This is a genomic window from Hymenobacter fodinae (genome assembly GCF_004745825.1).
GTDB classification, from domain to species: domain Bacteria; phylum Bacteroidota; class Bacteroidia; order Cytophagales; family Hymenobacteraceae; genus Hymenobacter; species Hymenobacter fodinae.
The window spans coordinates 64,001-89,058 of record NZ_SRLA01000004.1 but is presented as its reverse complement, the minus strand read 5'-3'; the positions used below and the strand labels follow the sequence as shown (position 1 = coordinate 89,058).

At 53.2% G+C, this 25,058-nt stretch carries 21 protein-coding genes; 10 read left to right on the top strand and 11 right to left on the bottom strand.

Going from position 1 to position 25,058, the window contains the following annotated elements; all coding sequences use genetic code 11:
* The first annotated feature begins 27 nt into the window (after window positions 1-27).
* From EU556_RS18170 to EU556_RS18150, 5 genes are all read left to right on the top strand, one after another.
* Entirely contained in the window at window positions 28-504 is a 477-nt protein-coding gene (locus tag EU556_RS18170) for a MarR family winged helix-turn-helix transcriptional regulator (protein ID WP_135435567.1), read from the top strand.
* 146 nt (window positions 505-650) lie between these two features.
* Window positions 651-3,059: a 3-hydroxyacyl-CoA dehydrogenase/enoyl-CoA hydratase family protein gene (locus tag EU556_RS18165; RefSeq protein WP_135435566.1), complete on the top strand. Its 2,409-nt coding sequence runs from the start codon at window positions 651-653 to the stop codon at window positions 3,057-3,059.
* A gap of 168 nt (window positions 3,060-3,227) precedes the next feature.
* Entirely contained in the window at window positions 3,228-4,406 is a 1,179-nt protein-coding gene (locus EU556_RS18160; protein WP_135435565.1) for an acetyl-CoA C-acyltransferase, read from the top strand.
* 331 nt (window positions 4,407-4,737) lie between these two features.
* Window positions 4,738-6,525: an acyl-CoA dehydrogenase family protein gene (locus tag EU556_RS18155; RefSeq protein ID WP_135435564.1), complete on the top strand. Its 1,788-nt coding sequence runs from the start codon at window positions 4,738-4,740 to the stop codon at window positions 6,523-6,525.
* 154 nt (window positions 6,526-6,679) lie between these two features.
* Window positions 6,680-8,104, top strand: coding sequence for a Glu/Leu/Phe/Val family dehydrogenase (locus EU556_RS18150; protein ID WP_135435563.1), 1,425 nt, complete (start codon window positions 6,680-6,682; stop codon window positions 8,102-8,104).
* 97 nt (window positions 8,105-8,201) lie between these two features.
* On the opposite strand, the gene EU556_RS18145 is transcribed toward EU556_RS18150, so the two are convergent.
* The 5 genes from EU556_RS18145 to mutY form a co-directional block, all read right to left on the bottom strand.
* On the bottom strand, window positions 8,202-9,653 hold the full coding sequence (locus EU556_RS18145) for a hypothetical protein (protein WP_135435562.1): 1,452 nt from the start codon (window positions 9,651-9,653) through the stop codon (window positions 8,202-8,204).
* Between the two features lie 792 nt (window positions 9,654-10,445).
* The gene (gene recG / locus EU556_RS18140) at window positions 10,446-12,545 is read right to left on the bottom strand and encodes an ATP-dependent DNA helicase RecG (RefSeq protein WP_135435561.1); all 2,100 of its coding nucleotides are present in this window, start codon (window positions 12,543-12,545) and stop codon (window positions 10,446-10,448) included.
* 88 nt (window positions 12,546-12,633) lie between these two features.
* Window positions 12,634-13,230, bottom strand: coding sequence for a gliding motility lipoprotein GldD (gene gldD / locus EU556_RS18135; RefSeq protein WP_135435560.1), 597 nt, complete (start codon window positions 13,228-13,230; stop codon window positions 12,634-12,636).
* A 190-nt stretch (window positions 13,231-13,420) separates the two neighbouring features.
* Window positions 13,421-13,852: a single-stranded DNA-binding protein gene (locus EU556_RS18130; protein WP_135435559.1), complete on the bottom strand. Its 432-nt coding sequence runs from the start codon at window positions 13,850-13,852 to the stop codon at window positions 13,421-13,423.
* A 94-nt stretch (window positions 13,853-13,946) separates the two neighbouring features.
* Window positions 13,947-15,038 carry an A/G-specific adenine glycosylase gene (gene mutY, locus EU556_RS18125; protein WP_135435558.1) on the bottom strand — a complete coding sequence of 364 codons (1,092 nt, stop codon included), beginning with the start codon at window positions 15,036-15,038 and terminating at the stop codon, window positions 13,947-13,949.
* A 198-nt stretch (window positions 15,039-15,236) separates the two neighbouring features.
* On the opposite strand from mutY, the gene EU556_RS18120 reads away from it, so the two are divergent.
* The 3 genes from EU556_RS18120 to EU556_RS18110 all read left to right on the top strand — a co-directional run bounded on the left by EU556_RS18120 (window position 15,237) and on the right by EU556_RS18110 (window position 18,543).
* Complete coding sequence (locus tag EU556_RS18120; RefSeq protein ID WP_088845445.1) at window positions 15,237-15,542, top strand: HU family DNA-binding protein; 306 nt, start codon at window positions 15,237-15,239, stop codon at window positions 15,540-15,542.
* An 80-nt stretch (window positions 15,543-15,622) separates the two neighbouring features.
* Window positions 15,623-16,519, top strand: a complete 897-nt coding sequence (locus EU556_RS18115; protein WP_167855629.1) for a tetratricopeptide repeat protein — start codon at window positions 15,623-15,625, stop codon at window positions 16,517-16,519.
* 416 nt (window positions 16,520-16,935) lie between these two features.
* Entirely contained in the window at window positions 16,936-18,543 is a 1,608-nt protein-coding gene (locus EU556_RS18110; RefSeq protein ID WP_135435556.1) for an Rne/Rng family ribonuclease, read from the top strand.
* Between the two features lie 197 nt (window positions 18,544-18,740).
* Here EU556_RS18110 and EU556_RS18105 read toward each other — a convergent pair whose 3' ends face one another.
* Complete coding sequence (locus tag EU556_RS18105; RefSeq protein WP_135435555.1) at window positions 18,741-19,412, bottom strand: porin family protein; 672 nt, start codon at window positions 19,410-19,412, stop codon at window positions 18,741-18,743.
* Between the two features lie 89 nt (window positions 19,413-19,501).
* Here EU556_RS18105 and gldB point away from each other — a divergent pair, with 89 nt between their 5' ends.
* Both gldB and EU556_RS18095 read left to right on the top strand, forming a co-directional pair.
* Window positions 19,502-20,533 (top strand): gliding motility lipoprotein GldB, encoded by a 1,032-nt coding sequence (gene gldB, locus EU556_RS18100; protein WP_449404970.1) that lies wholly within the window; start codon window positions 19,502-19,504, stop codon window positions 20,531-20,533.
* 57 nt (window positions 20,534-20,590) lie between these two features.
* Complete coding sequence (locus EU556_RS18095) at window positions 20,591-21,790, top strand: glycosyltransferase family 4 protein (RefSeq protein WP_135435553.1); 1,200 nt, start codon at window positions 20,591-20,593, stop codon at window positions 21,788-21,790.
* Window positions 21,791-21,854: 64 nt separating this feature from the next.
* Here EU556_RS18095 and nth read toward each other — a convergent pair whose 3' ends face one another.
* The 5 genes from nth to EU556_RS18070 form a co-directional block, all read right to left on the bottom strand.
* Window positions 21,855-22,574, bottom strand: coding sequence for an endonuclease III (gene nth / locus EU556_RS18090; RefSeq protein ID WP_135435552.1), 720 nt, complete (start codon window positions 22,572-22,574; stop codon window positions 21,855-21,857).
* A gap of 129 nt (window positions 22,575-22,703) precedes the next feature.
* On the bottom strand, window positions 22,704-22,934 hold the full coding sequence (locus EU556_RS18085) for an anti-sigma factor (RefSeq protein ID WP_135435551.1): 231 nt from the start codon (window positions 22,932-22,934) through the stop codon (window positions 22,704-22,706).
* Window positions 22,873-23,508 (bottom strand): RNA polymerase sigma factor, encoded by a 636-nt coding sequence (locus EU556_RS18080; protein ID WP_135435550.1) that lies wholly within the window; start codon window positions 23,506-23,508, stop codon window positions 22,873-22,875. The genes EU556_RS18085 and EU556_RS18080 overlap by 62 nt, the downstream gene beginning before the upstream one ends.
* 313 nt (window positions 23,509-23,821) lie before the next feature.
* Window positions 23,822-24,403 (bottom strand): DUF6799 domain-containing protein, encoded by a 582-nt coding sequence (locus EU556_RS18075; RefSeq protein WP_135435549.1) that lies wholly within the window; start codon window positions 24,401-24,403, stop codon window positions 23,822-23,824.
* A gap of 45 nt (window positions 24,404-24,448) precedes the next feature.
* Complete coding sequence (locus tag EU556_RS18070) at window positions 24,449-24,877, bottom strand: hypothetical protein (RefSeq protein WP_135435548.1); 429 nt, start codon at window positions 24,875-24,877, stop codon at window positions 24,449-24,451.
* Between the last annotated feature and the right edge of the window lie 181 nt (window positions 24,878-25,058).

Sequence of the window (25,058 nt, the reverse complement as noted above, 5' to 3'; positions counted from 1 at the left end):
TGTTTACCGGACTTGCTCCCCTCACCCATGACACCCGAAGAAACCGTCGATTATAACATTAAAGTTGCCTGGCACGCTATTTCGCGCATGTACAATACGCAAGCTGCCAAGCACGACATCACCACGAGCATTGGCTTCGTGCTGCTGAACATCGACCAAGAAAATGGTACACCCGCTACCAAGATAGCGCCTCTGCTAGGCCTAGAAACTCGTTCCCTGACCCGCATTCTACGCAGCATGGAGGAGAAAGGCCTAATCTACAAACAGGCCGATGCCCAAGACAAACGCTCGGTGCGCATTTTCTTGACTGAGGAAGGTCTGCGTGGCAAGGAAATTTCCCGGCAGACGGTGCGCCATTTCAATCTGAAGGTGCGGGAGAAAATTCCCCAGAACGAGCTCAACGTGTTCTTTAAAGTGGTAGCTCAGATTACGGGTATGATTGAGGGTAAGACCCTCTACGACGACTTCAAACCGAAACCCCTGCGCTCCGAGTCGCCGGCCTAAGCCAGTAACTCGGGGCTTTTTACTGCCTTGAACTTGCTCCTGTATAGGAGCTTTTCAGTAGTTATAAAGTCGGCATGACGAGTAGTTTACTTGCCGGTATTCCTTTCTGATTCTTTCATTTCTCACCCACTCATTCCTCCCCAAGAATGAATCGTACCATCAAAAAAGTAGCCGTACTGGGTTCCGGTGTGATGGGCTCGCGCATTGCGTGCCACTTCGCCAACATCGGTGTGCAGGTGTTGCTGCTCGACATCGCGCCCAAGGAGCTGCTGCCCGCCGAAGAAGCCAAAGGCCTGACGCTGGACAACCCGGCGGTGAAAAACCGCATTGTAAACAGCTCCCTGCAGGCAGCCGTAGCCGCTAACCCCTCGCCGCTCTACCGTAAGTCGGAAGCCAGCCGCATCAAGACCGGCAACTTCGACGACAACCTCAAGGACATTGCCACCTGCGACTGGACGATTGAGGTGGTAGTGGAGCGCCTTGATATTAAAAAGAGCCTGTTTGAGCGTGTGGAGCAATACCGCAAGCCTGGCACGCTCATCACCAGCAACACCAGCGGCATCCCGATTCATATGATGACGGAAGGCCGCTCCGACGACTTTAAGAAATACTTCTGCGGCACCCACTTCTTCAACCCGCCGCGCTACCTGAAGCTGCTCGAAATCATCCCGACCCCGGATACGGACCAGGCGGTAGTGGATTTCCTGATGCACTACGGCGACCTGTACCTGGGCAAAACCACCGTACTCGCCAAAGACACTCCCGCTTTCATTGCCAACCGCGTGGGCGTTTTCGCCATTATGGATGTGGTGCAGGTGATGAGCCAGCTAGGCTTGTCAGTAGAAGAAGTAGACAAGCTCACCGGCCCGGTTATCGGTCACGCTAAGTCGGCCACCTTCCGCACTTCGGATGTGGTAGGTCTGGATACGATGATTAACGTAGCCAATGGCCTGGCCCAGAATCTGCCCAACGACGAAGCCAAGGCCGTGTTCCAACTGCCGGACTTCATAAAGAAGATGGCTGAGAACAAATGGCTGGGTGATAAAACCGGCCAGGGCTTCTACAAGAAAGTACGTGGCGAAGGCGGCAAGTCGGAAATTCAGGCCCTAGACCTGAATACCCTGGAGTACAAGCCCAGCGCCAAGGTGAAGTTTGCTACGCTGGAAACCACCAAGCCTATTGAGAAGCTATCCGACCGCTTTAAGGTGCTGGTAGCCGGCAAAGACAAAGCCGCTGACTTCTACCGCAAGACCTTCGCAGGCCTCTTTGCCTACGTGAGCAACCGGATTCCAGAAATCACCGATTCTCTTTACAAGATTGACGACGCCCTGCGCGCTGGCTTTGGTTGGGAGATGGGGCCGTTTGAAACCTGGGATGCCCTAGGCGTTCAGAAAGGGCTAGAGCTGGCACAAGCCGAAGGCAAGACGGTTGCTCCCTGGGTACAAGAAATGCTGGCCGCCGGCAACGCTACCTTCTACAAGGTGAGCGAGCAGGGCGTGAAGCAGTTCTACGACATCGAGAGTAAAGCCTACAAAGCCATTCCGGGCGTTGAGAACTTCATTATCCTCGATAACCTGCGCGCTACAGGCAAAGTGCTGTGGAAAAATGCTGGCGCTTCGGTGCTAGACCTGGGCGACGGTATCCTGAACGTAGAGTTCCACAGCAAGATGAACGCGCTGGGCTCCGACGTAATTCAGGGTTTGATGAAAGGCGTGGAGCTGGCCGAAAAGGACTTCCGCGGCCTAGTTGTGGGTAATGATGGACCGAACTTCTCCGCTGGTGCCAACCTAGGCCTAGTGTACATGTTCGCGCTGGATCAGGAGTACGACGAGCTGAACCTGATGATTGCCCAGTTCCAGCAGGCCATGATGCGCATGCGCTACAGCAGTATTCCGGTGGTAGGTGCTCCGCACGGCCTCGCTCTGGGCGGCGGCTGCGAGCTGAACCTACACTGCGACCGGGTGGTAGCGGGTGCCGAAACCTACATGGGCCTCGTGGAATTTGGTGTAGGCCTGATTCCTGGCGGCGGCGGCACCAAGGAAATGACCTTGCGCACCGCAGCCAAGTACGAGGAAGGTGAGCCCGAGTACAACCTACTCCGCAACACCTTCATGACCATCAGCACTGCCAAAGTCTCTACTTCCGCTGCTGAAGCATTCGACCTAGGCTTCCTGCACCGCGGCGACGAGGTAGTGGTGAATAGCAACCGCGTTATCGCGCAAGCTAAAGCCGCTGCCATTGAACTGGCCGAAGATGGCTACACGATGCCGGTGCAGAAAACCAACATTAAGGTGCAAGGCAAAGGCGCCTTGGGCATGTTCCTGACTGGCGTGCATGCCATGAAGGAAGGCCGCTACATCTCCGACCACGACGTGAAGATTGCCAACAAACTGGCCTACATCATGTGCGGCGGCGACCTAAGCAGCCCCACCGAAGTATCGGAGCAGTACCTGCTGGATCTGGAGCGCGAAGCTTTCCTCAGCCTCACCGGCGAGCGGAAAACGCTAGAGCGCATCCAAAGCATCTTGACCACTGGTAAACCCTTGAGAAACTAGAGCTAAAAATCTAGTTCCCCTCCTCAGATGAGGAGGGGTTAGGGGTGGTTGACTGGCCTAGAACGAAAGCTATTGGTAGCGTTGTTCTAGTTAAGTAACTATCCTAACCCCAAGAGGAACTAAGCTAGACTAGCTCTAATCCCACTACTTTCTTCAAGACACACTACAATGAATGCATATATCGTAGCTGGTTACCGCACGGCCGTTGGCAAAGCCACCCGCGGCGGTTTCCGCTTCACCCGCCCCGATGACCTCGCCGCCGACATCATTAAGCACTTGGTGGCCTCTGTGCCCGCCCTCGACCCCACGCGCATCGATGACGTGATGGTCGGTAACGCAGTGCCGGAAGCGGAGCAAGGCCTACAGATGGGCCGCCTGATTTCGCTGCTGGCTTTGCCCATGAACGTATCGGGCCTCATCGTGAACCGCTATTGCGGCTCTGGCGTGGAAACCATTGCCATGGCTGCCAGCAAAATCACGGCCGGCATGGCCGACTGCATCGTGGCCGGTGGCACCGAAAGTATGAGCATGGTGCCCACGGTAGGCTGGAAAACGGTGCCGAACTACAAACTGGCCCAGCAACACCCCGACTACTACCTCGGCATGGGCCTGACCGCCGAAGCCGTAGCGCAAGACTATAAAGTGTCGCGCGAAGACCAAGACCAGTTTGCTTACAACTCGCATCAGAAGGCCATCAAGGCTATTCAGGAAGGCAAGTTTAAGTCGCAGATTGTGCCCATCACGGTAGAGGAAACCTACCTCGACCAAGCTACTGGCAAGAAGAAAACCCGCTCCTACGTAGTAGATACCGACGAAGGCCCCCGGGCCGATACTTCCCTGGAAGCGCTGGCCAAGCTGAAGCCGGTATTTGCCGCTAATGGCTCGGTAACCGCTGGTAACTCTTCCCAGACTTCTGACGGGGCAGCTTTCGTGCTGGTAATGTCAGAGCGCATGGTGAAGGAGCTGAACCTAGAGCCCATTGCCCGCATGATTACCTACGCCACCGAAGGTATCGACCCGCGCATTATGGGTATGGGCCCCATCAAGGCTATTCCGAAGGCGCTGAAGCAGGCTGGGATGAAGCTCCAGGACATCGACCTGATTGAGCTGAACGAGGCCTTCGCATCGCAGTCGATTGCCATTACTCGCGAACTGGACATTGACGAGAGCAAGCTGAACGTGAACGGCGGCGCCATCGCGCTAGGCCACCCGCTCGGCTGTTCGGGTGCCAAGCTCAGCATCCAGCTCTTCCACGAGCTGCGCGAGCGGGGCCAGAAGTACGGTATGGTAACCGCCTGCGTAGGTGGTGGCCAGGGCGTAGCTGGTATCTACGAATTGCTGAAGTAAGCCGGCAGCATATCCGGTCGTCGGTGGCGTGCGTCGCTCGGAAAACGTGGCAGCGTTTTTCACCGGAAAACTCACTTGACCCACGACACCGACCGCCGGATATGCTCCATTTTCAGAACCAGATACTTACGTAAGCTGTTCTGCTTCTAAAGATTAGAAACCCCGGTCTGCGGGGTTTCTTTTTCGAAAAGTACTCGGCAAGCATAACATAATTTGTTATCTTTCGGTATCCCATACAGAGGGGGCTTGTGGCGGCCTAATAGTAGGTATGCCGAGCATCTTCTCTTTCAAATTGACATCGATTTTCCAACCCCCTACATCTCACCCGGTCATGGAAGTAACCAATAAGCTTGTGAAAGGCGGCGAGTTCATCATCAAAGAAACCGACGCTCAGGACGTATTTACTCCCGCCGATTTTTCGGAGGAGCAGAACATGATGCACCAGACGGCTCTGGACTTCGTGGAGAAGGAAGTACAGCCCCTGCTGGAGCGCCTCGATAACCACGAAGAAGGCCTGATGCGTGGCTTGATGGAGAAAGCAGGTCAGCTAGGCCTATTTGGGGTAAGCATTCCGGAGCAGTACGGTGGCCTAGACATGGACTTCACTACCTCTCTCCGCGTGACCGAAGGCGTGGGCGGTGGCCACTCGTTCCCGGTGGCTTTTGCGGCCCACACGGGTATCGCCATGCTGCCCATTCTGTACTTCGGTAATGAAGAGCAAAAGGCCAAGTACCTGCCCGGCCTGACCAGCGGTGAGCTGATGGGTGCCTACTGCCTCACCGAGCCCGGCTCGGGCTCTGATGCGCTGGGTGCTAAAACCAAAGCCATTCCGACCGAAGACGGTGAGCACTACGTGCTAAATGGCCAAAAGATGTGGATTACGAACGGTGGTTTCGCCGACGTATTCATCGTGTTTGCCCAGGTTGACGGCGATAAGTTTACTGGCTTCATTGTGGAGCGCAACACGCCCGGTTTGAGCCTCGGCAACGAGGAGCACAAGATGGGCATCAAGGGTTCTTCTACCCGTCAGGTGTTCCTCTCTGATGTGAAGGTGCCGAAGTCGGCGGTACTCGGTGAAATTGGCAAAGGCCACCTCATTGCCTTCAACATCCTGAACATCGGCCGTATCAAGCTGGCTGCTGCTTGCTTGGGTGCTACTAAAATGGCTTCTACGCTGAGCATCAAATATGCCAACGAGCGGGTACAGTTTAAGCTGCCCATTGCCAAGTTCGGGGCTATCAAGCACAAGTTGGCCCAGCAGGCTGTGCGTATCTACGCTGTAGAATCGGCCATCTACCGCGCCGGTATGGACATTGCCCGCATGGAGCAAGAGCTGCTGGCTAAAGGCCAGAGCCACAACGAGGCCCTGCTGGGTGCTGCCCGCGAGTTTGCCGTGGAGTGCGCCATCCTGAAAGTAGAAGGTTCGGAAGTACTCGACTACGTGGTAGACGAGGGTGTGCAGGTGTATGGTGGCTACGGCTTCTCGGCCGACTACCCCATGGACCGTGCGTACCGTGACTCGCGCATTAACCGCATCTTCGAAGGCACCAACGAAATCAACCGTATGTTGGCCGTCGACATGATCCTGAAGAAGGCCATGAAAGGCGAGCTGGATTTGATGGGCCCCGCCCAGGCGGTACAGCAGGAACTGATGGCTATTCCGGACTTCAACCTGGAAGAAGAAACTGGCTTGTTCGCTGCTGAGAAGAAAACCATTCAGAAGCTGAAGAAGGCCATTCTGATGGTAGCTGGCACGGCTGTGCAGAAGTACATGAACTCGCTCGCTAAAGAGCAGGAAGTACTGATGAACATTGCCGACATGGCAATCAAGGTGTACACCGCAGAAAGCACCCTACTGCGCGTGGAGAAAGAAGTTGGCACTAAAGGCGAAGAAGCTCTGTCTACGCAGATTGATATTGCTCGCGTATACCTCGCCGACACGGTAGATCAGGTAAACAAGTTTGGCAAAGATGCCATTGCCTCCATGACCGAAGGTGATGAGCAGCGTCTGTTGGCTATGGGCCTGAAGCGCTTCACCAAAGCCGACCTCTACAATGCCAAAGATGCTCGTCGTCGCATTGCTGACGTGCTGATTGCCGCTAACGAGTACGCTTACTAAGTTATCGGCTTAGCTAGATCAGATAGAGTATCCTAGGTACTTTAACACACAAAGCCGTTCCTCTTGCAGGAGCGGCTTTGTTGTTTTTCGGCGCAACGGATTGCCGGGCTATGCGTTTGCAGAAAGATACTCCCACCTTCATCTCCATACCTACATGGCTAACGAACAGGTACAGGGTAAAGACTTTTATGAAAGCGTGCTGCGGTTTTACGACCATGCAGCGAGTTTCTCGAAGCTAGACCCCGGCATCATTGCCCAAATACGGGCATGCAACAGCATTTATAAGGTTAACTTCCCGGTAGAGATAGATGGCCACGTGCAGGTATTCGAAGGCATTCGGGTGCAGCACAGCCACCACAAACTGCCCAGCAAGGGCGGTATCCGCTACAGTGTGTATGTAGATGAGGAGGAAGTAATGGCGCTGGCCACACTTATGACCTTTAAGTGCGCCCTCGTTGATGTACCGTTCGGTGGAGCAAAGGGAGGAGTTAAAATTAATCCCCGTACTACCCCCGTACACGTGCTAGAGCGCGTAACGCGCCGCTACGCCACGGAACTGATCAAGAAGAACCTCATTGGTCCCGGTATGGATGTACCGGCGCCCGACTATGGTACTGGCGGCCGCGAAATGGCTTGGATTGCCGATACCTATATGACCTTTAAGTATGGTGATACCAGTGCCCTAGGCTGCGTGACCGGCAAGCCGGTAGGGCAGGGCGGTATCCGGGGCAGGACCGAAGCAACTGGCCTAGGCGTATTTTACGGTTTGCGTGAGCTGCTGCTGGATGAGCCCATCCTGAAAAAAGTAGGCTTAACAAGCGGAGTAGCTGGCAAACGTATCATCGTGCAGGGTTTAGGCAACGTAGGCTACTACGCCGCGCATTTCTGCCAGCAAGATGGGGGGATAATTACCGGCATTGCGGAGCGTGAAGGCGGCATCTACAGCGACAGTGGCCTAGATGTGGAGGCCGTATTCAAGCACCGTCAAGAAACGGGCTCTATCCTTGGTTTCCCTGGCGCGAAAGACGTAGCCGAATCGTTGGACTTGCTAGAATATGAGTGTGACGTGCTGATACCAGCGGCTCTGGAAAACCAGATTCATGAAGGCAACGCAGCTAGAATAAAAGCCAAAATCATTGCGGAGGGTGCCAACGGCCCTACCACGCAGGCGGCCGAAAAGATTTTGCTGGAAAAGGGCATCATCATTCTGCCTGACCTATACCTGAATGCCGGCGGCGTGACGGTATCGTACTTTGAATGGTTGAAAAACCTTTCCAATGTTCGTTTTGGTCGGATGGGTAAGCGAGCTGAGGAAGGTGCAATGCGCCGCCTCGTAGCCACCATTGAACGGACCACCGGCAAAACCATCACGCCCGAAGAACGCCAGCAAATAGTGCACGGCGCCGACGAAATTGACCTGGTCCGCTCTGGCCTAGAGGACACTATGATTACCGCATACCAGTCCATTAGGAAGGTGCTAGATGAGGTGGAAGGTATTACCGACTTGCGTACTGCAGCCTTCTACACCGCCATCGAGAAGATTGGCGTAAGCTACCAGTCATTGGGTATCTTCCCATAGGCCAGTATCAATTTATGTCCTATAAAAAAAGGCCGCTTCCTGTCTAGGAGCGGCCTTTTTCTTTAATTCCAGAAGGCAGAAGAGTGGCCTAGGAAGCCTACTTCACCACAATTTTATTGAGCATTAGCGCCGCCGATTTTTTGCTGGGCCGGCTTACTCCAATGATGGTTTTGGGGTCGAGCCAAGCCGTGAAATCTTTCACGTAGGAGGGATTTTGGTCGGCTGCTACGTTTAAACCCAGAGCTTTGGGCTCCTGTACTACACCCGTCTGGGCATTGACCCGGCGTAAATAGAGGTCTGACTTATTCTTGATTTTCTCCCAGGTTACAAACTGCACATCTTGCCCAAAGACAGCCGCACGATACCCAATGCTGCTAAAGCCTTCAGCCGCTGGGGCTACTTGGTCTTTGGCAATAATGCTATGCCACGTGGGAGCCTGGTATTCGTTATACCCAAACAAGTGCAGCTCACGGGTGTGGCCCGGCGACTCTTCGCCCCCTTCTTCGTACTTCTTTTCGGCTACGACTACCAACTGTTTCTCGTCGGTCAGGAGCAGATCGGTCAGGTAAATGTCTTCCAAGCGCTTGGCGCTGGCGTTGCTGGCTTTATTGGCGGCAGTCAGGTACTCTGGGGTAAACTTAAACTCTGGCGCAAACTTCATGTCGCCGTCGCCACTAAAGTCAAACTTCACCAGCTTTAGGCTATGATACAACCCAGTTTCTCGCTCGTTGCAAATGGCCGCTGCGTATAAGGTGTTGTCTGCCTGCAGCGAAAACCGCGAGTCAAAGACGTTCACCACTTTGCCCCCGAAGGTGCCGCCTACTGCCACCGACATTACCTTGATATCGGGTGAGCTATTGAGGTAACGGCGCACCGAAAGTTTCTTCATGTCATCGGCCACAAGGGTCACATATTGGGTGCCATCGTTACCAACATGAATAGTGGTGGAGAAAAAGCCGCCTTGGTCGTGAAAATCGTAGGTGCGGTCCTTGAGCTTTGTCAGCTTCTCATCGAATACTGAGGCGCTTATAGCACGAATCTGAACGTCGCGGGTGAGGTAGCGCCAAGCAACCAGTTTGGTGCCATCAGGAGAAAAAGTAACTCCGGGGCGCCGGTCGCGGGCCGCCGTTTCCAGCAGCTTTTTCTGCGGCGACTTTTGTCCGGATGCTAAGTCGAGGGTAAGCGCCGAGAGAGTTTGCGACGCTCCGCTCTTCTGATGCACGATAACCGTGGCTTGGCTACCGGAGATGGTAAAAGCATCGATGGCTTGGTCGGCGGTAAGTGATAGCGCCGTACTCCAAGTCCGTTTTAGGTCGGTATCGTAGCGTTCCACCGCATATTCGGTAGCGGCTTTATGTGCCAAAATTACGAAGCCTCCGGCGGGTAAGGGCAGGGTTTTACGAAGTACGCGCTGGTTGTACCGATCATCAGATTGCTCCGGTACATAGCTAAACGGAGCAGACTTTACTTTCTGGGCAAGTCCCATTACTGGGCTCCCAAGCAGGCCTAGCAGTAAAATACCGGCAGGTACAGCAGAAGAAAAACGCACAGCTATAGTCAGTTAGGAGAAACAAGAAAAAAATATGGAAAATGTACTCTCCAAAGGTATCCAACTTCTGCGGGACTCCGTATATGCCGTCGATCTTGCAGGGCGGTCGGCCTTTCGAGAGAATTCTTCACTCTTTCTTAACGCTAAAGAGGTCATTTACTGATGTAAATACCGTTCCTTTGCAAGAGAAAATGTTTGAGTGCTTGCCTATATGGTAGAATATTGTGGTTTGATTGTATATCCTGGTTTTTGGATATTTTAATTAGGCCTAACAATACGCTTCTTCTTGCGCCGGCACTTAAGTGAGAGGTAAGGATTAAAAGTTCCAGAATCACCAGCCTATTTCATCTTCACCGGCCTAACTGGCCTCAAAATTGCTTGCGCATAGCCCACTTACTGTCCGCACGAATGCTATGAAATCTTTACTACGCCTTTTTCTACTCGTTTCTCTCGTCGTTATTGGTAAGCTTACCAAGGAGTCAAGCGTACTTGTGGATACTGCTGCCAAGTCAGCTCGCTCGGCTTTGCAAGCCCCCGTTCGCAGTGCTTCGTACTTCATTGGGCAGTCGGTACCAAAAACAGCAGTGTCTGAAACCAACCGAAATCTGTGGCATACATCGAGTGCCACCACCCTTACATTGAAGTAGTTTTCGGCAGGCGACTTATAAGAGTCGCCTTTTTTGTGCCCAACTTTCTCTGAATGCTAACGGCTTGCCAAGGATATTTCCTCGGCAAGCCGTTCGTATGAATAAGGCATAAGGTGGAAAACTCAAGGAAACAACTGGCTTAGGCTCAACTGATGCGGCTCCAGTTGACGGCCGTAGCCGGCAGACTCTCAATGTGCCGACGAATAGGCTGGTTTTCCGGGCGTGCTAGGCCAGGGTCTTCATTGAGTAAGGCCTGAGCCGCAGCCCTCGATTCTGTGAGGATGCGCCCGTCCTTAGCTAGGTCAGCAATCAACAGATCTAGTACACCGCTTTGTTGAGTGCCCATCAGGTCACCGGGGCCGCGCAGCTTCAAGTCAATATCAGCAATTTCAAAACCGTTATTGGTGCGCACCATCGTTTCAATGCGGGTGCGAGAGTCTTTGCTGAGCTTGTAGCCCGACATTAGAATACAATAGCTCTGCTCAGCACCCCGGCCTACTCGGCCACGCAGCTGGTGCAGCTGGGAAAGGCCGAACCGCTCGGTGCTTTCAATTACCATTACCGAAGCATTAGGCACGTTCACGCCTACCTCGATTACCGTGGTAGCCACCATAATCTGGGTTTCCTTCTTCACGAAGCGCTGCATCTCGGCATCTTTCTCGGCGGCCGTCATGCGCCCGTGCACAATGCTGATTTGAAACTCCGGGAAAGCACGAGCCACACTTTCGTAACCATCCATGAGGTCTTTGTAGTCGGCCATGGCCTCGCTTTCCTCAATGAGTGGGTATACTATGTACACCTGCCGGCCTACGTTGATCTGGTCGCGCAAGAATTGGAACACCTTGAGCCGGTTGGCATCGAAGCGGTGCACCGTGACAATAGGCTTGCGGCCCGCCGGCAGCTCATCAATCACCGACACATCCAAGTCGCCATAGAGCGTCATGGCCAGGGTACGCGGAATGGGCGTAGCCGTCATTACGAGTACATGCGGTATTACGTGCGGATTCTTCTGCCACAGTTTGGAACGCTGCGCTACCCCAAAGCGGTGCTGCTCATCCATAATGGTGAGGCCCAGGTTACGAAATTGCACTACATCTTCGAGCAAGGCGTGAGTCCCTACCAGCATGTGCATTTCACCTGAGCGCAGTTGCTCGTGCAGCACACGCCGCTCAGCGGTACGGGTGCTGCCCGTAAGCTTGCCAATGCGGAGGCCTAGCATATCGGCGTACTGCTTGAGGCCTACATAGTGCTGATCGGCCAGAATCTCGGTGGGCGCCATCAGGCAGCTTTGCGCGCCGTTGTCGGCGGCCATGAGCATGCTGATAAAGGCCACAATGGTTTTACCCGAGCCCACGTCGCCCTGTAGCAGCCGGTTCATCTGCTTACCCGAGCAGAAGTCTTTATAGATATCGTGGATAACCCGCTTCTGGGCCCCGGTGAGGTCGAAGGGCATTACGTTCTTGTAGAAGTGTACTAAAGAAGGCACCTCTTTAAAGACCTGGCCCGCCAGCTCCACCTTACGCTGGGTTTTCTGGCGCAGCAGCTTTAGCTGCACATAGAATAATTCCTCGAACTTCAACCGGAACCGGGCCGCTTGCAGTAGCTCCGTACTCTGTGGAAAATGGATCTGCTGGTAGGCCATGGCCTTATCCATGAGCCCATACTGCCGAATCAGATCCTGCGAGAGGTTTTCGTGTACGTGGGGAAGGGCAATTTTGAGCAGGTCCGAAACCATCCGGCCAATAGCCTTGCTATCGACGCGGTGGTAGTTCTTGAGCTTCTCGGTGGTGTTGTATACTGGCTGCAGGTAGCTCTGGCCGGCTTTGGCCTCCGTTACTTCCTCCAGTTCTGGGTGCGCCATTTGCGGGCGGCTGTTGAACATCGTGGGTTTGCCAAACACGATGTACTCCTGGTGATTTTTGATAATCTTTTCCAGGTAGTTCACGCCTTTAAACCACACCAAGTCCAGCTCGCCGCTAGCATCGGTGAGCTTGGCTACCATGCGCTTTTTGGGGCCTTCGCCCACTACTTCGCGGTTGCGCAAGATACCCTTTACCTGTACGTAGGGCAAATCGTCGTGCAGGTCGCAGATATTATAAAACTGAGTGCGGTCGAGGTAGCGGAAAGGATACCGCTGAATTAGGTCGCCGTAGGTGAAGATGCCTAGCTCTTTCTGCAAGAGCTGGGCCCGCTGCAATCCTACTCCGCGCAGATACTCAAGTTTGGTTTGAAAGAAGTTACTCATGAATCAGCAGCAAGCTGTAGGCCACTTGGCAGCTAACGGTTGAAAAGTCAAGGTTCTAGGCCACCTGAAATACACGGCTCAGGCTCTTTTACCGATATTTTAGCGTGTTAAGCAGCTGCACGATGTCTTTCTTCACGTAATCAATGACTGGCGCTAGGGAGTCGTTGGCGGTAGCGGTTCGGAAGTAAAGGGCGCCGCGGAAGAAGTTCTTAGTGCTATCGGTGGTGTAAAACTGAAACTGGCTGGGTACATCGCCCTGCAACTCAAACACTGCTACCCGCATGCCGTTAGGGGTTTTCAGCACGCTTTCATCAATAGCCGTAGCCTTAATCTGGTGCTTGCTGGTAAGCTTGCGGGCGTCCTCTAATAGTTTGTTGCTAAGCTGCTTATTGCGCTGCAGGTCAGCATATGTAATCTGCACATTAGCGTGCAACTGGGGATAGTACACGTTAATCCAATGCGGCTGCGCCAGATAAGAGGAGTCCCGCAGGATTTTAGCATAGCGCGAATACTGGAAGGTGTACGGGTGGCCGGGCGCCAGCTGTTGGTAGGCGTGCGGGGGTAAATCAATACGATTATAGCCTTTCGGCTTGGGCGTAAAGTCAGGAGCCGAGGTGCAACTCGCTGCTAGGCCTAGCAGTGTGAGTACAGCGCCCCATCCGCGCAGAATTCGAAAATCGGCCATGCCAAGCAAATCAGATGAATACTCAAAGGTAGCACACTTGCAGCGCGAAGCAGTATAACGCCGCTGGGCTAGGTGTTGACACTTCTTGTACAAAGCCAACCCAACTGGCCTAGTGTGGTAGATATTGTTTCTAATACGCAAAAAGCCCCGGCACTAGGCCGGGGCTAAAGGAAGGCAAGACACTAGGCCCCTAAAACGGTAATTGATTTAGCTCTGGTTCCTGCCGAAAAGTGGTAGGCTCTTCAGTAGGGGCAGCAGCGGTAGTAGCTGGCTGAGATTCCCCAACTGCCCGGCCATTGCCCAGCATAGTAATTTCCTCCGCAATGATTTCCGTGATGTAGCGGGTCTGGTTGTCCTTGTCCTGGTACTGACGAGTTCGGATGCGACCCTCCACATACACTTGGTGACCCTTACACAGGTACTTTTCTGCCAGCTCCGCTAGGTTGCGCCAGGCAGCAATGTTGTGCCACTCGGTGCGTTCTACGCGGTTGCCTTGCTTGTCTTTGTAATACTCGTTGGTGGCCATGGTAAAGTTTGCCACCGAGTTGCCACCTTCCAGATGACGAACCTCAGGGTCTTTACCTAAGTGGCCTATGAGAATGACTTTGTTGACGCTTGCCATGATGTAAATAATTAGCTGTCAGATGAGAAAAGGGAGATAATTGTCAGCTATAAAAATACAAAACACGCATCTTAATTCCAATATAATTGGCAAATTAAAATCTGATATTGCTAACAAAATTAGATATGATGATGGGCTTAGGCAACCGCTCAATCTCATGAGCGCTGTAGGCCACTAACCCAGCTGCCACGGCGGCCTCTGGCGTCAAAGGCTCCGACAACCATATATGGTGAAAGCGAGCCTCTACTTTCTGATGACTTAAGATATGCCGCATGGCAGTGGTGGGCTCTTCTACCTGGTTGGTGGCTACGTTGCCACCTAAGCCCTCTACCGTATCCACTATGAATGCCGCCGGCAGCTCCGCCGAGTCGGTTTCTTGTAGCGCAAAGTCATACAGTCCTTCCCAGATATCCTTAGGGCCACGCTTACGCATGTATAATGTGTCGTTATGGCGCAGCACCAAGTAATGGAAGTAGCGGGTGCGAGCAGCTTTAGCCTTACTCTTAATAGGAAGCTCCTGCACCATGCCATGCTGAAAAGCATAGCACTCCGTCTGGAGGGGGCAAAACAGGCAGTCGGGCTTGGCGGGCGTGCACTGAATGGCACCAAACTCCATAATAGCCTGATTGAATTCGGCGGGCTGGTCGGCCGGTATAAGCGTATCGGCGAGCTGTTGAAAAGTTCTGCGGCTGGCTGGCGCAGCAATATCTTGCGTAACGCCAAACACGCGGGCCAGAACCCGAAACACGTTGCCATCGAGCACCGCCACTTTCTCATCATAGGCGAAGGAGGCAATGGCAGCGGCGGTGTACTGGCCTACGCCGCGTAGTTTCAGTAATTCGGTATAAGAGCCCGGAAATTGACCATTGTACTCACCCGCAACCTGCTGCGCCGTGTGATGCATGTTTCGGGCCCGAGAATAGTAGCCTAAGCCTTGCCAGTGCCGCAATACCTCATCTTGCGGGGCAGCCGCTAAGTCTTGCACGGTAGGATATGAGGTAATGAAATCCAGGTAATAGGGTAGGCCCTGTTTTACACGAGTTTGCTGCAGAATGACCTCTGAAAGCCAGATAGCATAGGGGTCGCGAGTGTTGCGCCAGGGCAAGTCGCGGCGGTGACGCGGGTACCAGTCCAATAAACGTTGCGCAAACCAGGGATGAGAGGAAGTAGAAAGAATTGAACTCAAGGCTTTGAGAAAGAAATAGTTGGATGCAACCTAGGAAGCAGTAGTGAATGCTAGGAAATCTGTTGTAAAACCAAAAAAGGGGGTTACCTTTGTGCCCCTCAAAACATAAGCAACGCCTTACCGGGCAAGTGCTTACGTTTTGAGGAGGCAACATTTGCCAAGCACATTTTTTTTCACCTCCCTAGTACACTTACCAGCGTGACTAAAGCAGAAGTAATCGCCGAAATTGCTGACAAAACCGGCATTGAGAAAGCAGACGTTTCGGCTACCGTAGAAGCCTTCTTCAAAGTTGTGAAGGATTCGATGGCCGATGGCAACAACATCTATGTGCGCGGCTTTGGCAGCTTCGTTAACAAAAAACGCGCGAAGAAAGTAGCCCGCAACATCTCGAAAAACACGTCGATTATCATCGACGAGCACTTCATCCCGAGCTTTAAGCCCTCCAAGACTTTCATCGGCAAGATCAAGAACAGCAAGAAAATCAAAGCGCTGGCTAACGCCTAATCCGCTTTTATTATTCGATGTCGGCAGTGCCGCCGGGCGTCCTTTTCCGGAGGCCCGGCGGTCTGCGTTTTTCCCTGCTCATGGCGCGTAACTCCTCTAAGCATCAACTAATACTTCTCGCCTTGGCGGTGGCCCTGGTGGCCGGTTTGTTTTTGCTGCCCAAGGTGATTGTGAAGCCTAAAGCAGGAAAAGGTGAACTTGCTCAGGACGCCGCTCGTACTGCTAACCGCGACAATGGGGCGGCCGCTCCATCTACTACTTCTGTGGATATGATGGGTAAGCCCGAAGGGGCTACCGCTGAGCAGCCGCACATGACGGTAGCTCCGGCCAAGCGTCAAGAAATCAATACGCTGCTGGCCAAGTACAATGTGGAAGCTGAATTAGGAGCCAAGCTACGGCTGGCAACTGAACTGGCCGACAAGTACAAAGGCATTGAGCGTTTTGACAGTGCCGGCTACTACTTAGAGCAGGTAGCTCTGACCCGGCCAGGTGAACAAGCTTGGAAGCGAGCCGCCGATCAGTATTTCGAAGCCTATAGCTTCGCTACTACTGAGGAGCGGCAGAAAATGCTAGGTGCCAAGTGTCAAGAGTTGTACGGGCGAGTGCTTAAGAACAACCCCGACAACCTTGACGCTAAGATCAATCTGGGTATGGCGCTGATGGCTAGTGCTAACCCGGTGCAAGGTATTACGCTGCTACGCGAAGTGCTAGCTGTGGATCCGCGCAACGAAAAGGTCTTGTATAACCTTGGTTTACTGGCAATTCAGAGCAATCAGTTCGACAAAGCGGTTGAACGTTTTCAAGAGCTAACTAAAGTAAATCCTGAAAACGTCAACGGACAGTTTTATCTTGGCGTCGCGTTAGCCCAAACTGGCGCGAAAGCGGGAGCCCGTCAGGCCTTCCAGAAAGCCAAGAGTCTCAGCACCGATCCGGGCCTAGCCGCATCAGTGGATGAGCAACTCCAAAAGCTGCAGTAAAATAGGTGCTTGCTGCCGTTTGTTGGTTGTTAGTAAAACTAACTCTCAACAATCAGCAACTAGCATCTAGCAAAAAAGAAATCAAATCAATTCACTCATTTAACTCACAACATCATGCCTTGCGGTAAAAAGAGAAAGCGTCATAAGATTGCCACTCACAAGCGGAAGAAGCGTCTGCGCAAGAACCGTCACAAGAAGAAGTAATCCTTCCGGGGTTTGCTCGTTGGTGCTTTTCTAGTTTATAAAAGCACTCTTCTATCTCTCACTTAGTATCCAGAGAGTGGCCAGATGTTCGCTTTCCCCGTGGCTCGAAAGGGAAGCCGGCGCCTTATGCGCTGGCTTCCCTTTGCGGGTTTCGGGGGAAGCCATAACGGCTAGGCCATGCTTGCCAGATACTGCTCTAACCGCTTAATCCATTGAGTAACGAATTAATCATTAATTCTACTCAGGACGGAGAACGGATTGCCCTGCTACAGGACAAGCGGCTCATCGAATATCATTTCGACCGCAACGACACCGCTTACTCAGTTGGTGACATTTTCCTGGGCACGGTCAAGAAAGTTATGCCCGGTCTGAACGCCGCGTTCATTGACATTGGGTACCAAAAAGATGCCTTTCTACACTACGGCGACCTGGGGGAGAACTATCCTTCCCTAACGAAGTGGGTAAAAGGCGTTCAATCGCAGAAAATACCCGTTGGGCCCCTGAAAACTTTCCAGTTTGACGGGACGCTTGACAAAGTAGGTAAAATCGACAACACGCTTAAAAAGGGCCAGCAGATGCTGGTTCAGATTGTAAAGGAGCCTATTTCTACCAAAGGACCGCGCCTATCCACGGATATTTCCATGGCGGGTCGGTATCTGGTACTGGTGCCTTTTTCCAATACCATTAGCGTATCCAAGAAGATTGTTAGCAAATCGGAGCGGGAGCGGCTGAAGCGGCTCATTGCTTCTATTAAGCCCGACAATTTTGGCGTAATCATCCGCACCGTGGCCGAGGGCCGCGAGGTGGCTGAGCTCGACCGGGATATGCAGAACATGGTGGAGAAGTGGGACAAGCTCTTCCAGACCCTGCGCACGGCCAAGCCGAACGACAAGGTACTGGGCGAGCTGGGGCGTACAAGCTCCATGTTGCGCGACATGCTCAACGAGTCGTTTGACGCCATCACGGTGGATGCGGCTCCTATGTACGAGGAAATGCGGAGTTACCTGCAGCAGATTGCGCCCGACAAGCTCGGCCTGTTGAAGCTACATACCGGCAAAGTAAAGGTGTTTGAAAGCCTAGGAATTGAGAAGCAACTCAAAACCCTGTTTGGCAAAACCGTTACGGTGCCCGGTGGCGGCTACCTCGTCATTGAGCATACAGAAGCCCTCCACGTCATCGACGTGAACTCCGGTAACAAAAGCAACCAAGAAGGCGACCAAGAGGCCACAGCCCTGCACGTGAACCTCGCGGCCGCTCGAGAAGTAGCCCGCCAGCTTCGGCTGCGCGATATGGGCGGCATTATCGTCGTCGATTTCATTGATATGAAGTCGGCGGAAAGCCGCAAGAAGGTAGAAGATGCCGTGCGCGACATCATGAAGCACGACAAGGCGCGCTTCACAATTCTACCCATCACCAAATTTGGCCTGCTTCAGATTACCCGACAGCGCGTACGGCCTGTCGAAAACATCGTGACCGGTGAGGTTTGCCCCACCTGCGGCGGCACGGGTAAGATTTCGGCGTCTATCCTGGTGACCGACGAAATCGAAAACAGCATTGAGGACCTGCTGATCACCCAGAATCAGTCGGGCATTACGCTCAATGTGCATCCATTCCTGCACGCTTACTACACCAAAGGCTTGGTAAGCAGACAGATGAAATGGTATTTGAAGTATTATAAGTGGGTAAAAGTGATGAAAGACACCAGTCTGGGCCTCACAGATTACCGCATCGAGGATGAGCAAGGCGAGGAAATCGAGCTGCACTCAGCCGCGGCGGCCATGAGCCGGTTGCAGGACCGGGAAATTGAAATAATTGACTGACGGATTTTTTCTGCGAGAAAACTCCTCCTGATAGAAGAAAAGCCCGCGCTGCTGAGAGCAACGCGGGCTTTTTGTTAGAAGCCTGAGTGGCCTAGAAACATTGATTTGTCACTCAGAACGTAGTGAGAAATTTAGATAGTGGCCTAGAGGGTGACTCAGATTCCTCTTACTGCTCAGGATAACAGCTGTGTAGTGGCTTAGAACTTAATACCCAGATCTAGCGCAAATTCACTGTTTTTGAGAACAACTTCCGAGAAATTGCGCTGCTTGTCGTAGTACTTCTCAATGTTAACGAGGCCACGGTGGTAGCTCACGCCGGCAAACACCTTCGTGCTCTGGCCTACTTGGTATTCCGTGCCAAAGCCTAGCAGAACGCCTGCATCAGGGATGATGACGTGGTCGGTGGCTTTGGTCTCCCGGCCGGTGGCGGGGTCGGTGTAGCGCTTGTTGCCGTCAATTTTAGCGGCAATGGCGCCGCCTAGGGTGCCGCCCAACTGGAAGTACAGTTTTGTGTCGGTGGCAATATCGTTGGTGAAGAGCTTCATGGTAACGGGCAGCTCTAGGTACTGAATACCTATCTTCTGCTCCACGCGGCGGCCCGTAGTTGGGTCAAGGAACAGAAATTTGCCACCCTTGCCCGTGAGTTGGATGCCCGTGCTAAAGGCGTAGTTCTGACCGAAGAAGTAATCGACTACCAAGCCGCCACCAAAGCCCACTTTGCTGCCATCCTTTTGGAAGCCGTACTGGGCCGGCGAATCAGTGCGGAAGCTGGTAATGGATGGAGAAACCTTCAGGCCTATTTCAACTTGCGCCGATGCGGCCCCGGCCGAAGCGCCGATGCAAAAGAGGGCGAGCAGTGCTTTTTTCATATCAAATGCAGAAGTACGATGAGCAAAACACGAAAGACAGCCTTCCGCCGTTTCGTTTTGGCTAATTTCGCCGTAAAGATAGAAGCGCGATGCACATTCCTGCCCGTATACGTCCCTGGCTGGCGGCCGTCCTGAGTTTAACGATGCTGGCTCTGCCTAATTGCACCTCCAAAACGGAGAAGTGCGAAATAGACCCGGAGGTAGCCAAAATTGATGTGCCTCTGCAGATTGAGCGGCTGGAGAAACCGTTTTTCCAGATCAAGACGCCCGCCGATGCGAATAAGTTTATTGCGCAAAATGGCCTCTTTGCCCGGCAATTTCTGCAAAGCAGTCAGTACCCCGCCGGAGTGCTTAGCACAACGTTGGCCCGCTTGGCCACTAACCCCGGATTGCAGAAACTAGGTCGCCAAGCCGACAGTACGTTTCGGGATACGGGAGCATTAGCGTCCGACCTGAAACCCTTGTTTCAGCACATTCGCTTTTATTTCCCCGACTTCCGGGTGCCACCTGTGAAGACATTCGTGAGCGGGTTGAGCCAAGACTTATTCGTGAATGACAGTCTGCTGGTAATTAGCACCGACTTCTTCGTGGGGCCGAAAGCAGCTTACCGGCCTAACGTGCCAGGGTATATTCTGCGTCGCTACACTAAACCCTACGTAGTGCCTACAGTAGCGCTGGCTATCAGTAGCAAATACAACCAGAAGCAACTCACCAACCAGACTATGCTGGGCGAAATGGTGCAGTTTGGCAAATCGTTGTATTTCGCTGAAAAGGTGCTGCCCTGCACGCCCGATTCATTACTAATTGGCTATACTGATAAAGAAATGGCCGGAGTGGCATTCAACGAAGGCAAGATTTGGGCGCACTTCATTGAGAAAAATCTGCTGTACAACACGGCGCCCTTCACCATTCAGAAATACGTGGGGGAGCGGCCCAATATCCCCGAGATTGACAAAACCTGCCCCGGTAGGGTAGGGGCCTGGGTAGGCTGGCAGATTGTGCGCAAGTACATGGCCGAGCACCCCACCGTGACGCTGAAGCAATTAATGGCCGAGCAAAACGCCCAGCGCATCCTCAACGAATCGAAGTACCGGCCGAAGCCACGCCGAGCAGAACGCTAGGCCACTTAAAGCCCGCTTTATGCCGCAAGTTTTGGTTTTGGGTTAACTGCATCGCTCGTGCACATTGCTGTCTTCAGCCAGTATCACACCAATCCCGACTGTCCCGCAACCAGTCGGCACTACTCGCTGCTGCAGCACATTGCCCGTACCCACCGCGTTACGCTGATTACTACGCGCACCTGGGAAGCGCAACGCCTGACGCACCAATACCCCTGGCTGCCGGAAGGGGTAGAAATGCGCGCTGCAGAGGTGGCCTACGAAAACCGGATGGGGGTGGCCCGGCGTGTGCTGTCCTTCGGGCAGTACGCGGCGTATGCCTTACGAGAAGGCCTGAAAATAGAGAAGCCTGATGTTATCTGGGGCATTAGTACACCCCTTACGGCCGCGTGGGCTGCGGCGAGGGTAGCACAGTGGCGGGGAGTACCGTGGGTGTTTGAAGTTCAGGATCTGTGGCCCTCATTTCCTATTGCTATGGGGGCAGTGCCAAATAAGCTCGCCCAACGGCGCTTGTTTGCTATGGAGAAGGGGCTGTATAGTTCAGCACAGCATACGGTAACATTATCGCCCGACATGACCAGTTACGTGCGTGGTCTAGGCCTGCCTGCCCACAAAGTCAGCACTATCTGGAACGGCACCGACCTTGAGTTGGCGGCCTTAGCCACTCCACAGGCTACCGATGCACTACGAGCTGAGTATGGCTTGCTAGGCCACCGCGTAGTGCTTTACGCGGGCACGTTCGGGCGGGCTAATGATATACCTACGCTCATTGCGGCTGCCGAACAGCTAGCGCCCCACCTGCCAGATGTAGTTTGGCTGTTTATGGGCCACGGATTTGATGAACCGCGTCTGCGAGAGGCAGCAGCCCGCTGCCCGGCCATTCGGGTGGTGCCGCCCCAGCCCCGGCACAACGTGTTTACGTGGTTCCGACTGGCAGATGTATCAATAGTATCATTTCTAGGCCTGCCCGTGCTGGATAGCAACTCCCCAGCGAAATTCTATGATAGCCTATCAGTGGGTACGCCGGTCATCGTCACAAACACGGGCTGGACGAAAAAACTGGTGGAAGAACGTCATTGCGGTTGGTACTCACCAGCGGGTGACGCCGCGGCCCTATTACACCAGGTAGCAACTGTACTGCAGAACGAAAGACTGCGCCAAGCAGCTGGTGAAGCGGGTATACGAGTGGCCTACGATGTCTTCGATAGAAAACAATTAGCGGCTGACATGCAGCAAGTTTTAGAGCAAGCAGCTCGCTAAACCGGTTGCTCGCTACGCTTAAGCACTGCTTATAGATTTTATACTCCCTATAACCAGTTATAAACTATGTTGTGCTTTCAGGTGAGAGTGATGATGGGTCTATTCCCTTTAAAAGGCCCTTTTTAGGAGCTGGGGCTTCTTTTACTACTACATCGGCGTAGTACTTACACCAACTTTTAAGAGGGCAAATCCCGCACTTCGGGTTGCGAGCCACGCAGATGTAGCGCCCGTGTAAAATAAGCCAGTGGTGAGCCTTCGGAATAAGTACCTCTGGGATATACCGTACCAATTCCTTCTCCACTGCTAGCGGTGTAGTAGCCGTGCGTGACACTAGGCCTAGCCGGTGCGAAACCCGGAACACGTGCGTGTCCACGGCCATAGCGGGCTGGTTGTAGATAACCGATACTACCACGTTGGCCGTTTTGCGGCCTACACCAGGTAGGCGCTGCAACTCTTCAATGGTGCTGGGTACTTCACCGCCAAATTCTGAGACCAATAAGCGACCCAAACCCGCAAGGTGCTTGGCTTTATTGTTCGGATAAGAGACGCTCCGGATGAAAGGAAATACCTCCTCAGGGGTGGCAGCAGCCAGATGCTCGGGCGTGGGAAACTGTTCCAGTAGGGCCGGCATCACTTGGTTCACGCGTTTATCGGTGCACTGGGCACTAAGTACCACGGCCACGATAAGCTCATAAGGGTTCGAGTAAATCAGCTCAGTTTCCGGCTCCGGAAAGTGGGTAGTGAAATACTCAAGGAAGTGTCGGAACCGCTCAGGTTTGCGCATAAGGCAGGCAGGACAAAGGAAGCCGCAAAGAAAGGCTAAAAACGCGTCATCCTGCGACGCATACCCGGTAGCACTCGTAAGAGTTGCTAGGCTATGCATCGCAGGATGAAATTTACTTCCCCTGTTCTCTTACCCCGCGTTCAGGAAGGTGCGGGAGTACTGCAGAATAGAATCAGTCGTTTTTTTGCTAGGAGTGCGTTGCACTCCGTTGAGTAAGCGTTGCGCCAGCAACATATCGGCACAGGTAGCAGCCAATTCCGGGTCGTGCTGCAACGACTGTTCTACTTCTAGTTGCTGATCAGCCGGCAATTCGTTGTATACGTACCGGAGCAGTTTCTCGTGGGGTAAGGTTTTGATCATAGAAAACGGGTTGTGCGGCCATCTTCTTCCGCAGGTTGATGAGCGCGTAGCGCATACGCCCTAACGCAGTATTAATGCTCACCCCCGTCGCGTCGGCTATTTCCTGAAAGCTCATGTCGCCGTAATGACGCATGATCAGGACTTCTTTCTGCGCCGTGGGCAGCTCCTGAATCAGCTCCCGAAGCCGCGCGTGAGTTTCCTCCCGCGTGAGAATAGCTTCGGCACCCTCTTCTGCCAACGACAACGAATTAAAGGCATGACTTGTTGTGTCCAGATTTAACAAAGGACTGCGTTTTTCCCTCCGGAAGAAGTCAATAGCTAAATTATGCGCAATACGGCAGATCCAGGAAGAAAATTTTCCTTCCTCATTATATCGCCCACTCTTCATAGTGTGGATAGCCTTAATAAAGGTATCCTGTAATAGGTCTTCGGCTACATCCTCATCGCGCACGATGAGCATGATAGTAGTAAACACCCGGGATTTGTGACGCTCAAGCAGGAGAGCAAAGGCTTCTTCCTGCCCAGCAATGTAACGTGTTATCAGAGCAGAGTCGCTCGGCTGCATGGTTTCCATAAAGGCTACGAGAATTTAGGGGCGTAGAGCTTTAGGCCATAGAATGCAGTTGCGGTGTGGTGACTCTGGATGAAGGAGAAATGAAGGGCGCTTGCCAAAATCAAATGTAGAAAACTGGCAAGCCAAACACAATGGGTAAGCTGGTTCTAGAAAAAATATTTTTAATAATTGAAAACCAAAGAATTAAATATTTTGAATGCTTTATTATGTGTTTCAAAAACACCAAATCTTATTTCTTAGCCTATCCAAAAAAAGTCTGAAAAGCAAAAAGCCCGCCAAGGCGGGCTATGCTACTTCCTGAATTGAGCTAGCATTAGGGCTTCAGCTTTGCTTGTAGTTCTTGGATTCGGCTTTCTAAAGCTTGCTTTTGCGCCGGAGTGCTGCCTGTGCTGGAAGTCCGCTCGTCCACGAGCATAGTTAACTGGTGTAGCGTGGCTAGGCGCTCCTCTGTACGGCGCAATTCCGATACCACCTCTGGGCCTACCGTTTGGTTAGGGGTGGGCATAGCAACAACCGTGGGAGTGGCCCCGGTTACCTGCTGATCGTGGCGCTCAATGGCAGCGGCAGTCTTCATATCGTCGCGCAGGTTTACGATCTGGCCTTGCATGTTGAGGGCCTTACCTTCTCCTAGCAGTTGGCGGGTGCCATCTTTACTGACCATGATGCCATCGGGGCGGAGGGTGAGGCCGTTCTCGAACTGCATGGGAGCAGATAGCCGACTTGCCTGCCCTGCTTGCAGCCGCATTACCAAGCCATTGCGGCGGTAGGCACCATCTTTCAAATCAACGGTAGGAGCAGTGGTGCTACTCTGAGCCTGGGTATGATTAACAGTGGCGGCACCCAGCATCAGGCTGCCGCAAAGGAGTAAGCGCGGAAGGAGAGAAAAACCAGACATGATCAGTAGAGAGGTGTGGGAGCCAGAAGAAAGAGGTACGTGTACTTAAGCAGTTTCGTAATCTTGCCGACGACTAAGCCACGCTAAAGCGGGTGTCTCGGCCGTGAACAAGCGTACGTGGTATTGCTCATTCGCGACGAGTGGAGCACCTTCTTCCTGCTCGGCTGCACTTAGCTGGGAGGCTGCCAGCAGAAAGCAGACGTACACCCGGCCGCCTAACTGCTGATGAAGACGCGGTAAAAATTCAGCAAGTACCCATTCCGTGTCGTCTTCAGAAGCAGGGCCGCGGTCGCGCACATCAAGCAGCCAATAGCGGGCCCGGTGCTGCTTTGCTTTGTGTAAGGTAGCCTCGTAGCCTCGCACGAGTTCAGGAGCCGCAACAGGGTGCATCCAACGCGCCGTCAGAATTTGCAGATCGGGGCGGTAAAGCAGCTCAACTGAGTCGGGAGCGGAGGACAGGGCGTAATCGGACATCGGCAGGGCAAGTAGAACCTCAGGAAGGCAGTAAACACCTCCGTTTATACGGCGTTGGCTTTAGAATGGCCTACTCGCGACTACCGACTGGCCTAGCCCAACAACTCGTGAAAATGCTGTGGTTCAGCTTCCGGCCCAGGGTTTGGGGTTACCTTTGCCCCAGCCGCGCTACTCCGGCAAC

What these genes read in the sequence shown, in the direction of transcription:
- recG (WP_135435561.1), bottom strand. Translation starts at nt 12,545, where the DNA reads ATGAGTAACTTCTTTCAAACCAAACTTGAGTATCTGCGCGGAGTAGGA.
- EU556_RS18075 (WP_135435549.1), bottom strand. Translation starts at nt 24,403, where the DNA reads ATGTCTGGTTTTTCTCTCCTTCCGCGCTTACTCCTTTGCGGCAGCCTG.
- EU556_RS18105 (WP_135435555.1), bottom strand. Translation starts at nt 19,412, where the DNA reads ATGAAAAAAGCACTGCTCGCCCTCTTTTGCATCGGCGCTTCGGCCGGG.
- EU556_RS18115 (WP_167855629.1), top strand. Translation starts at nt 15,623, where the DNA reads ATGGCGCGTAACTCCTCTAAGCATCAACTAATACTTCTCGCCTTGGCG.
- EU556_RS18070 (WP_135435548.1), bottom strand. Translation starts at nt 24,877, where the DNA reads ATGTCCGATTACGCCCTGTCCTCCGCTCCCGACTCAGTTGAGCTGCTT.
- EU556_RS18155 (WP_135435564.1), top strand. Translation starts at nt 4,738, where the DNA reads ATGGAAGTAACCAATAAGCTTGTGAAAGGCGGCGAGTTCATCATCAAA.
- EU556_RS18160 (WP_135435565.1), top strand. Translation starts at nt 3,228, where the DNA reads ATGAATGCATATATCGTAGCTGGTTACCGCACGGCCGTTGGCAAAGCC.
- EU556_RS18080 (WP_135435550.1), bottom strand. Translation starts at nt 23,508, where the DNA reads ATGGAAACCATGCAGCCGAGCGACTCTGCTCTGATAACACGTTACATT.
- nth (WP_135435552.1), bottom strand. Translation starts at nt 22,574, where the DNA reads ATGCGCAAACCTGAGCGGTTCCGACACTTCCTTGAGTATTTCACTACC.
- EU556_RS18165 (WP_135435566.1), top strand. Translation starts at nt 651, where the DNA reads ATGAATCGTACCATCAAAAAAGTAGCCGTACTGGGTTCCGGTGTGATG.
- gldB (WP_449404970.1), top strand. Translation starts at nt 19,502, where the DNA reads ATGCACATTCCTGCCCGTATACGTCCCTGGCTGGCGGCCGTCCTGAGT.
- EU556_RS18170 (WP_135435567.1), top strand. Translation starts at nt 28, where the DNA reads ATGACACCCGAAGAAACCGTCGATTATAACATTAAAGTTGCCTGGCAC.
- EU556_RS18150 (WP_135435563.1), top strand. Translation starts at nt 6,680, where the DNA reads ATGGCTAACGAACAGGTACAGGGTAAAGACTTTTATGAAAGCGTGCTG.
- gldD (WP_135435560.1), bottom strand. Translation starts at nt 13,230, where the DNA reads ATGGCCGATTTTCGAATTCTGCGCGGATGGGGCGCTGTACTCACACTG.
- EU556_RS18130 (WP_135435559.1), bottom strand. Translation starts at nt 13,852, where the DNA reads ATGGCAAGCGTCAACAAAGTCATTCTCATAGGCCACTTAGGTAAAGAC.
- EU556_RS18085 (WP_135435551.1), bottom strand. Translation starts at nt 22,934, where the DNA reads ATGATCAAAACCTTACCCCACGAGAAACTGCTCCGGTACGTATACAAC.